The 10,009-nt window shown below is 47.4% G+C and carries 9 protein-coding genes; 6 read left to right on the forward strand and 3 right to left on the reverse strand.

The features are described 5' to 3' along the window. Positions 1–189, forward strand: a 189-nt coding sequence (locus Q0C11_RS13420) for a kinase/pyrophosphorylase (protein ID WP_293008809.1), incomplete at its 5' end; no start/stop codon positions are given. A 252-nt stretch (positions 190–441) separates the two neighbouring features. On the opposite strand, the gene Q0C11_RS13425 is transcribed toward Q0C11_RS13420, so the two are convergent. From Q0C11_RS13425 to adk, 3 genes are all read right to left on the reverse strand, one after another. Then, positions 442–2,499: a sodium-translocating pyrophosphatase gene (locus Q0C11_RS13425; RefSeq protein ID WP_293008811.1), complete on the reverse strand. Its 2,058-nt coding sequence runs from the start codon at positions 2,497–2,499 to the stop codon at positions 442–444. 225 nt (positions 2,500–2,724) lie between these two features. Next, positions 2,725–3,984 carry a 6-phosphofructokinase gene (locus tag Q0C11_RS13430; RefSeq protein ID WP_293008813.1) on the reverse strand — a complete coding sequence of 420 codons (1,260 nt, stop codon included), beginning with the start codon at positions 3,982–3,984 and terminating at the stop codon, positions 2,725–2,727. A gap of 136 nt (positions 3,985–4,120) precedes the next feature. Next, positions 4,121–4,774: an adenylate kinase gene (adk, locus tag Q0C11_RS13435; protein WP_293008825.1), complete on the reverse strand. Its 654-nt coding sequence runs from the start codon at positions 4,772–4,774 to the stop codon at positions 4,121–4,123. A 218-nt stretch (positions 4,775–4,992) separates the two neighbouring features. Here adk and recA point away from each other — a divergent pair, with 218 nt between their 5' ends. The 5 genes from recA to Q0C11_RS13460 all read left to right on the forward strand — a co-directional run bounded on the left by recA (position 4,993) and on the right by Q0C11_RS13460 (position 9,879). Next, positions 4,993–6,027: a recombinase RecA gene (gene recA / locus Q0C11_RS13440; RefSeq protein ID WP_293008815.1), complete on the forward strand. Its 1,035-nt coding sequence runs from the start codon at positions 4,993–4,995 to the stop codon at positions 6,025–6,027. A gap of 5 nt (positions 6,028–6,032) precedes the next feature. Continuing rightward, a complete protein-coding gene (recX, locus tag Q0C11_RS13445; protein ID WP_293008817.1) occupies positions 6,033–6,491 on the forward strand; it encodes a recombination regulator RecX in 459 nt (152 codons plus the stop codon). Further along, positions 6,488–6,853 (forward strand): hypothetical protein, encoded by a 366-nt coding sequence (locus Q0C11_RS13450; RefSeq protein WP_293008819.1) that lies wholly within the window; start codon positions 6,488–6,490, stop codon positions 6,851–6,853. Before recX ends, Q0C11_RS13450 begins: the two co-directional genes overlap by 4 nt. Further along, positions 6,850–9,444, forward strand: a complete 2,595-nt coding sequence (gene alaS / locus Q0C11_RS13455) for an alanine--tRNA ligase (protein WP_293008821.1) — start codon at positions 6,850–6,852, stop codon at positions 9,442–9,444. The genes Q0C11_RS13450 and alaS overlap by 4 nt, the downstream gene beginning before the upstream one ends. A 102-nt stretch (positions 9,445–9,546) precedes the next feature. Next, entirely contained in the window at positions 9,547–9,879 is a 333-nt protein-coding gene (locus Q0C11_RS13460; RefSeq protein ID WP_293008823.1) for a YceK/YidQ family lipoprotein, read from the forward strand. Positions 9,880–10,009: the final 130 nt, after the last annotated feature.

A 10,009-nucleotide genomic window follows, 5' to 3' on the forward strand; every position in this document is an offset into this window, starting at 1 on the left:
ATTCGCCAGGAGCGTCGCCCAAACAGCGAATATGCATCGCTCGCGCAATGTCAGCGAGAACTACAATGGCAGGAATCGCTGTTTCATCATTTCGATATTCCCTATTTGGAGACCACGCGCATTTCGATTGAGGAGATCAGTGCGATTATTTTGAATAGGTGTGGACTGAGAAGACAGTTATATGGGTGATTAGAAACCTTAAAGCTCAGCATGACTCATACAGTTATACATCGTTTGATACCGATTGATAGAATTTGAGAAAAAGGTTTTATAAAGTTTATGGTACGTACAACGGTCTTGTGCATTTCCATAACCAGATTTCTTGTCAAAATCAGATTATTCATGTTTTTCTCAAACAGAAAGTAAATTTTCATCTCCCAATAAAAAAGCACATCAGTTGCCTGATGTGCTTTAGTTGATTGGTTAATTAATCAATGATCGTTATAGCAGAGGAATGATCAGCAATGCCACAATGTTGATAATTTTGATCAATGGATTAATTGCAGGGCCAGCCGTATCCTTATAAGGGTCACCCACGGTATCGCCTGTTACCGAGGCTTTGTGGGCCTCACTGCCTTTGCCGCCAAAATGTCCGTCTTCAATATGTTTTTTGGCATTATCCCAAGCACCGCCGCCGGTTGTCATCGAAATCGCCACGAACAAACCGGTTACGATTGAACCCATCAATACGCCACCTAGGGCTTGCGGTCCCAGGATCACGCCGACCAACAGAGGAATCAGCACAGGCAATAATGAAGGAATCATCATTTCCTTGATTGCCGATTTAGTCAGCATATCCACGGCACGCGAATAATCTGGCTTGGCTGTGCCTTCCATGATGCCCGGAATTTCCTTGAATTGGCGACGAACCTCGATCACCACCGATCCGGCGGCACGTCCGACAGCTTCCATCGACATGGCACCAAACAAGTAAGGAATCATACCGCCGATGAACAAGCCGATAATTACCATGTGATTGGATAAATCGAAGGATAATTCAAACCCGGCATGTTCTAAAGCATGGGTGTAGTCGGCAAAAAGTACTAATGCCGCTAACCCTGCCGAGCCAATCGCGTAACCTTTGGTAACTGCTTTGGTTGTATTTCCAACCGCATCCAGAGGATCGGTGATTGCACGGACTGATTCGGGCATTTCTGCCATTTCCGCAATACCACCTGCGTTATCAGTAATCGGGCCGTACGCATCCAGTGCCACAATAATTCCGGTCATCGACAGCATTGATGTTGCTGCGATCGCGATACCGTATAAGCCAGCCAGTGCATACGCCAATAAAATACTGATACACACAGCCAGAACTGGTGCTGCTGTTGAGCGCATTGAAACACCCATGCCAGCAATAATATTGGTGGCATGTCCGGTGGTGGAAGCTTCAGCAATATGTTGAACCGGTGGATAATCGGTCGAAGTATAGTATTCGGTAATTACAACCATCAGTCCGGTCAACACCAAACCGATTGCGGCAGCCAGGAATACGCGCAGAACCAGCATGCCGCCTGCAATCTCTGTGCCATCCACGATCAGTGACATGTCGCTCATAAACCAAACAGTTACCGGCAAATACGCTAATAGAGCAATGCCGCCCGCAACAGCGAGACCGCGATAAAGCGCATTCATAATGGTGCCGCCATCACGCATCTTGACGTAATAACAACCAACAATCGAAGCGATAATCGATACCGCACCGAGCATCAGCGGAAATATAACCGCACTGCTTGTGTTTGCCGTAAATAATAATGCGCCCAGTATCATGGTTGCAATAATGGTCACCGCATAGGTTTCAAACAAATCCGCGGCCATACCTGCACAGTCACCCACGTTATCGCCCACATTATCAGCAATGACGGCTGGATTGCGAGGGTCATCTTCAGGGATTCCGGCTTCGACTTTGCCTACCAGATCCGCACCAACATCCGCACCTTTGGTGAATATACCGCCACCTAAACGCGCAAAAATGGAAATCAGCGATCCGCCGAATGCAAAACCAATCAAAGGCTTGATGACATCGCTGACAGACTGATTGGGATCAGCGCCATCAAACAGCATGGCAGAGTATCCAGCAACACCTAGCAGGCCTAAACCAACAACCAGCATTCCAGTGACCGCGCCGCCTCGGAAAGCAATTGCAAGCGCTTCATTCAACCCGATGGTTGCTGCCTGGGCAGTACGGACATTCGATTGAACTGAGACCGTCATCCCCAGAAAACCTGCGGCACCCGAAAGAATAGCCCCTAGAGCGAAACCAATAGCCGTATCCCAGCCGAGCGCTATCCAGAGCGCAAAAAACAACACAGCACCCACCATACTGATCGTCATGTACTGACGTTTTAGATATGCGGAGGCACCCTCTTGAATAGCCTTTGCAATTTCTTGCATACGCTGGTTGCCTGTAGATTGAGCAAAAATACCCTTAATCCATATACCACTGAATATCAGGGCTATAATCGCACTAAGAATTGCGATAACTAAACCACTAGCCATAGAGAACTCCAATTAAAGTCAGACCATAAAAATCATATGTGAAATATTGGCCTAATTAATTCCACATTATTAAACACTTGTTCTAAATCTAAGATCAGGGTGTATTTTAGCTGTTCTTGCTTACTGAATGCATCAATTATTTATGAAATTTAGATTGCTAGGTGACCGAAATCATATTGTTTGGCTTCCATGCAACACCTCAAGCAATCTAAACCTTGCATGCAGCTAAATTTTGAATTCCTCCAGTTTCTTTGGGACAGCAACATTTTTGAGTCTTACATAGTCTGGCAAACCATCTTTGTAGGGCGGGTAATCCTCACCTTCAATAAGCGGCGCCAAGTATTCCCGGCAGGCTTGGGTAATACCAAATCCATCTTCGCTGATAAAATTATCCGGCATCATTTTTTCTACATTGGCAACATTGGATAACTGCGCCATACCGACCGACCACTTATACGGCGAGCTAGATTCACGCACGATGGTTGGCATCACTGAATTGTGTCCTGCCAGAGCATAGTCCACGGCTGCTTTGCCCATGGCGTAGGCTTGTTCAACGTCGGTTTTGGAAGCAATGTGGCGCGCTGCACGCTGCAGATAATCTGCAACTCCCCAGTGATATTTCAGACCCAGACCATCTTTGATGATATTGGCCACTACCGGAGCAACTCCGCCTAATTGCGCATGCCCAAACGCATCGCGCAGGCCTTGATCAGACAAGAAGTTACCGTCGTCTCCTTTAACGCCTTCTGAGACCACGACTGAGCAATATCCGTACTCCTTGACATAGCGATCCACTGTGGCAAGAAATTTTTCCTTATTGAAGGATACTTCCGGAAACAGAATCACAATCGGGATTTCACACCCAGGGCTAGATGCCAAGCCGCCCGCCGCCGCGATCCATCCGGCGTGGCGTCCCATTACTTCAAGTACAAAAACTTTAGTTGAAGTCTTAGACATGCTGGCCACATCAAAACTGGCTTCGCGCGTAGAAACTGCAATATATTTGGCTACAGAACCAAAACCCGGGCAGCAATCCGTGATCGGCAAATCGTTATCAACGGTTTTAGGCACATGAATCGCTTGAATTGGATAACCCAGCGTGTCTGATATCTGCGAGACCTTCAAGCAGGTATCTGCCGAATCACCGCCGCCGTTGTAGAAAAAGTACCCAATATTATGGGCTTTGAACACCTCGATCAAGCGCTCGTATTCGCGCCGGTTTTGTTCCAGACTCTTCAATTTATAGCGGCAAGAACCGAACGCGCCCGACGGAGTATAGCGCAACCCGGCAATGGCTGCGGCTGAATCGGCGCTGGTATCAATGAGATCTTCAGTTAACGCGCCGATAATGCCGTTGCGGCCTGCATAAACAGTGCCGATTTTGTCAGTATGTTGGCGTGCCGTTTCCAGAACACCTGCGGCAGAGGCGTTAATGACCGCTGTCACACCGCCGGATTGGGCATAAAATGCATTTTTAATTGCCATATTTTTCTCCTAATTGATTAAATCGTAAGCAAGTATCACTAAATCTTTACACACAAAAACTCAGGTGCCATTTCTCGCATCCTGAGTTTTGCGGTTTAAATCTGTTATGCAAATGAATGGGTGAGTATGATTAAATTTATTTGAGTGCTGCGATAATCTGATCGCGGATTTCTTCAACTGTACCTATCCCCGCTATTTTGATATAGCTCGGCGCATCTTTTCCGCCTTGTGCCGACCACTGTGAATAATACTCAACCAATGGTTCAGTTTGTTCGTGATAGACTTCCAGTCGTTTCCTGACGGTTTCTTCTTTGTCATCATCGCGTTGTATCAATGGTTCACCCGTTACATCATCTTGGCCAGCCGATTTGGGTGGATTAAAGTCCACATGATAAGTGCGGCCAGAAGCGGGATGTACCCTCCGACCCGACATGCGTTTAACGATTTCAGCATCGTCAACATCAATCTCAACCACAAAATCAATCGGCACACCTGCGGCTTTCATGGCGTCAGCTTGTGGAATCGTGCGTGGAAAACCATCAAACAGGAAGCCATTTGCACAATCTGGTTGCGTGATACGTTCTTTGACTAAATTGATGATAATGTCATCGGAAACCAATCCGCCGGTATCCATGATTTTTTTTGCCATGACACCTAATTCAGTGCCTGCTTTCACAGCACTGCGCAACATATCACCTGTAGAAATTTGTGGAACACTAAAATGTTCCTTAATATAATTGGCTTGAGTGCCTTTTCCGGCACCAGGACCGCCTAACAAAATGACTCGGATAGCTATTCTCCCTTTGTTACCGATTAATATTATTGAGTGCAGCGACTTTTTTCTGCCGCTCCAACAGCATTGGGCAGTAATTATATCGCAGGCAAGCAGGATGCTCGAGTATTTTACTATGTTAATTTTTAAAAGTTAAACAATCGGCCATAACAAGTTACGTTGATACTAAATAGGTTATGCGATAATAATCCAATTGACTCTTAACAGGATAAATCATGGACGAAAATAGAAGTAAAGCGCTTGACGTTGCCTTGGCTCAAATCGAGAAACAGTTTGGTAAGGGCTCTATCATGCGGTTGGGCGCTAACGATGTCGCTTATGATATACAAGTCGTATCAACCGGTTCGCTAGGTCTTGATATTGCACTGGGAGTAGGGGGATTACCTCGCGGACGGATTGTCGAAATTTATGGGCCTGAATCTTCGGGCAAAACGACATTGACGCTCCAAGTTATCGCAGAAATGCAGAAACTGGGTGGCACCGCTGCCTTTATTGATGCGGAGCATGCATTGGACCCCCAGTACGCGCAAAAAATTGGCGTCAAAGTAAAGGAGCTGTTGATCTCTCAACCGGATAACGGCGAGCAGGCGCTGGAGATTGCCGATATGCTGGTGCGCTCCAGTTCAGTCGATATCATTGTGATAGATTCCGTCGCAGCCCTTACTCCACGGGCGGAAATTGAAGGCGACATGGGTGATCCGCAAATGGGTTTGCAGGCACGCCTAATGTCGCAAGCGCTGCGTAAGTTAACTGCCAACATCAAGCGCAGCAATACGATGGTTATTTTCATCAACCAGATCCGTATGAAAATCGGTGTCATGTTCGGCAATCCTGAAACTACCACGGGTGGCAATGCGTTAAAATTTTACGCCTCGGTACGTTTGGATATCCGCCGCACCGGGTCGATCAAGAAAGGTGACGAAACCATCGGCAATGAAACCCGTGTGAAAGTGGTCAAAAATAAAATTGCACCGCCTTTCAAACAAGCGGATTTTGATATTCTTTATGGCGAAGGCATTTCGCGTGAAAGTGAAATTATCGAACTGGGTGTATTGCATAAACTGATCGACAAAGCCGGGGCCTGGTATGCCTATAAAGGTGAGAAAATCGGGCAAGGCAAAGATAATGTGCGTGACTATCTGAAAGAGCATAAGAATATCGCGCAAGAAATTGAACAAAAAATTCGATCGATTGTTGGCATTGCTGATCAAGCCAGCCCTGTGAAAGAAAAAACTGAAAAAGAGAAATAAGTTTTGTGAGTCCCCGTACCCCTTTAGAAATTCGTGCACTGCGCATGCTTGCCAGACGAGAGCATTCGCGACGGGAGTTGGAGCAAAAACTTTCTGCGCGAAGAGAGTCCTGCGAAACGGAGGCGCTTGCAAGTGTGTTGGATAAACTGGAGCGGATGGGCTTTCTGTCCGAGCAACGAGTGGTGGAACAGGTTGCGCGCATTCGCCGATCGCGCTTTGGAAGTCATCGCATTGTTCATGAACTTAAGGCAAAAGGGATAGATTCCCATTTGATTGACGGCATTCTGCCGACGCTCAAGCAAACTGAATTGGAAGCCGCGATAAACATCTGGCGCAAGAAATTCGATCATCCGCCTGTTTCCAAGGAAGAACGCGGAAAACAGGTGCGGTTTATGATGAATAGAGGCTTTTCCATGGAAACAATACAACAAGTTCTCGCACAAGCAGACGAGGGAAACGCATGAAGAAATGTTGGAGAAGAATAATCTTTTTTTGGGTGATCCTAGTCATTGGTTTTCAAGTGCATGCAGGTGGAATTACACTGATTCAGGAAATTAATGCCGCGCCGGCCAATTTTGATGGGAAAGAAATTACATTAAAAGGCACACCCAAGGATCCCACGCGCTTGCCCTTGGTCAATCTGAAGATGTATGTGCTGAAAGATAGCAGCGGGGAAATCACGGTGCTAACCGAATTTGATTTGCCGAAAATGAACGAAGAAATCACGATCCGGGTTAAAGTCCAAACCTTGGCTATCGTCAAAGGCGAAGCAGTGGGTTTGACAGTGACTGAACTAGAACGATACGAGCAGCAGCAAGCAATATGAAAAGCAACCAGATACGACAGAAATTTCTCGAATTTTTTGAATCTCACGGCCATACCATCGCCTCATCCAGCCCGTTAGTGCCAGGCAATGATCCGACACTCTTGTTCACCAATGCTGGCATGGTGCAATTCAAAGACGTTTTCCTCGGCCAGGATAAGCGCCCTTATGTGCGTGCTGTTAGCTCACAGCGCTGCGTTCGTGCCGGTGGCAAGCATAACGATCTGGAAAATGTCGGTTATACGGCAAGGCATCATACTTTCTTCGAAATGCTAGGTAATTTCAGTTTTGGCGATTATTTCAAGCGCAACGCTATCTTATTTGCCTGGGATTTTCTTACGGATACCCTTGAGATTCCGCGCGAGAAATTATGGGTTACCGTCTATGCGGAAGATGATGAAGCGGCGGATATCTGGTTGAATGAAGTTGGTGTAGAGCCATCACGCGTCGTGCGAATTGCCACCACGGATAACTTCTGGCAAATGGGGGATACCGGGCCGTGCGGGCCTTGTTCTGAAATTTTTTATGATCATGGTCCTGATGTCAAAGGCGGGCCACCCGGCTCTGCCGATGCTGATGGTGATCGTTACATCGAGATCTGGAATCTGGTTTTCATGCAATATAATCGCGATAGTGCCGGAGTATTGCATCCGCTGCCCAAACCGTCGGTCGATACCGGTATGGGATTAGAGCGCATCTCTGCCGTGATGCAGCATGTACACAGCAATTACGACATTGATCTGTTTCAAAGTCTGATCAAAGCGGCGGCGCGCGTTACCAACACAAAGAAGCTTACCGACAATTCGTTAAAAGTCATCGCCGATCATATCCGCGCTTGTTCGTTTTTGATTACCGACGGCGTCATCCCAGGCAGTGAAGGCCGCGGCTATGTATTACGCCGCATTATTCGCCGTGCCATTCGCCACGGTTACAAGCTAGGGCAGAAACAACCTTTCTTCCATTATCTGGTGGAAGACTTAAACCAAGTGATGGGCCAAGCTTATCCGGAATTGACTGCTGCCAAAGCACGTGTTGGCGCGGTATTGCTGCAGGAAGAAGAGCGTTTCGCTGAGACGCTGGAAAATGGCATGCAAATTTTGGAAACTGCACTCGGTCAGAAAATTCAAGTATTGGATGGCGAAACCGCTTTCCGGCTCTACGATACCTTTGGCTTCCCGATTGATCTGACTGCCGATATTGCTCGTGAACGCGGTATTACTGTTGACCATGCAGGATTCGAACAAGCCATGGCACGTCAACGTGAGCAAGCGCGTGCTGCCAACAAATTCACCCTGCAAGAAGGGATTGAGTATTCGGGCGGTCAAACCACGTTCTATGGTTACGAAACTTTGCAGCATGAAGGACAGGTATTGGCGATCTACAAGCAGGGTAGCGCAGTGGATTTCATCGAAGCGGGTGAGGAAGGGATCGTGGTTCTGAATCAAACGCCTTTTTACGCCGAATCGGGTGGCCAGGTCGGTGATTGCGGTGAGTTGCTTGCCGCCAATGGCACTTTTGCGGTAACCGACACGCAGAAGATCCAAGCCGGTGTGTTCGGCCATAAAGGCTTATTGCGTAGCGGACGCCTAGTGATCAAGGATACTGTGCAAGCACGAGTCAATCCACAAACCCGCATCAGCATCGCCAATAACCACTCTGCTACACATTTGCTGCACGCCGCGCTACGCAAAGTATTGGGCGCGCATGTGACGCAAAAAGGCTCACTGGTCGATGCCAATCGTACACGTTTTGATTTTTCCCATAATGTGCCACTCACCACAGATGAGATTCGGGAAACTGAACGCCTAGTCAATGAACAGATCCGCGACAATTGTATCGTTGAAGCGGCCACGATGAAGTACGACGATGCGATCAAGCGCGGTGCGATGGCATTGTTCGGCGAGAAATACTCGGACGTGGTGCGCGTCATCGGCATGGGTGAGTTCTCCACCGAGTTATGTGGTGGCACGCATGTACCGCAAGTGGGTCAAATCGGCTTGTTTAAAATTATCACTGAATCCGGCGTCGCGGCTGGCATCCGCCGCGTTGAAGCCGTCACCGGAAAAGCCGCCGTCGATTATGTGCAACAACGCGAAGCGCAACTGCTGGAAATCGCGCAGACTTTAAAAACTAATCCGCAAGAAGTCACGCAGAAAATTGCGCAGATTATCGAAAACGTGCGACAAACCGAAAAGGAGTTGGCACGTTTAAAAACCAAGCTTGCCAGCTCGCAAGGCTCCGATTTAGCAGCGCAAGTGGAGGAAATCAAAGGCGTCAAAGTGCTGGCCGTCAATCTGGAAAACGCCGATGCCAAAACCCTGCGCGAAACTATGGATCAACTGAAAGACAAGCTCAAGACCTGCGCTATTGTGCTTAGTACCGTAACCGACGGAAAAGTCACGCTGATCGCGGGTGTCAGCGCAGATCTAACGGATCGGATCAAAGCTGGTGAGCTAGTCAATTTTGTGGCGCAACAAGTCGGAGGCAAAGGCGGCGGACGTGCAGATATGGCGCAAGCGGGTGGAACGCAGCCGGAGCAATTGCCTGTGGCGCTTGGAGGGGTGAAAGATTGGGTTGAGAGGAAATTCATGTAGTGATCACAATATGCTTGATTTATTCGCAATATTCTCGATTCGAGACTTGATCCTGTGCTGCATTGAATCATCCACAACTGAAAGTGATTGTAGAGAATTAAGATGAAGAAAGTACTATGGTTTACGTTTATTGTTGCAATGGCTTCTTTACTCATAGGATGTGGAACCATCAACACTGTTGTCCGCGATGATTCCGTAGCACGCCGTGATCTCAGCCGCGTGAGTTCTCCCTGTGCAACGATCCCGCGAGTATATAGTGGTGTTGCCTACAATATTTGTACTTTACGCGGGAAGCCGTCGCGCACATCGCTATGGATCGGGGGAGTACCTGAACTTATGCTCGTTGATATAGTGCTGTCCAGCGCATTGGATACAGTTATTTTGCCGTATACGATTTATGAGCAAGCTCTTGAAGGTAATCTTGATCTCGAGTGAGAAATGGTCTACTAATTAGAGCTTACTCAAAAATCATAAATAACTGATTGAATTGAATAATAGTGTATATTTTGGTAGAATAGTGCACTTAAATATGTGAATTAACACCAAAAACCGTGCACTATGATTC

Origin of the sequence: Nitrosomonas sp., from assembly GCF_022842015.1 — a bacterium.
GTDB lineage: Bacteria > Pseudomonadota > Gammaproteobacteria > Burkholderiales > Nitrosomonadaceae > Nitrosomonas.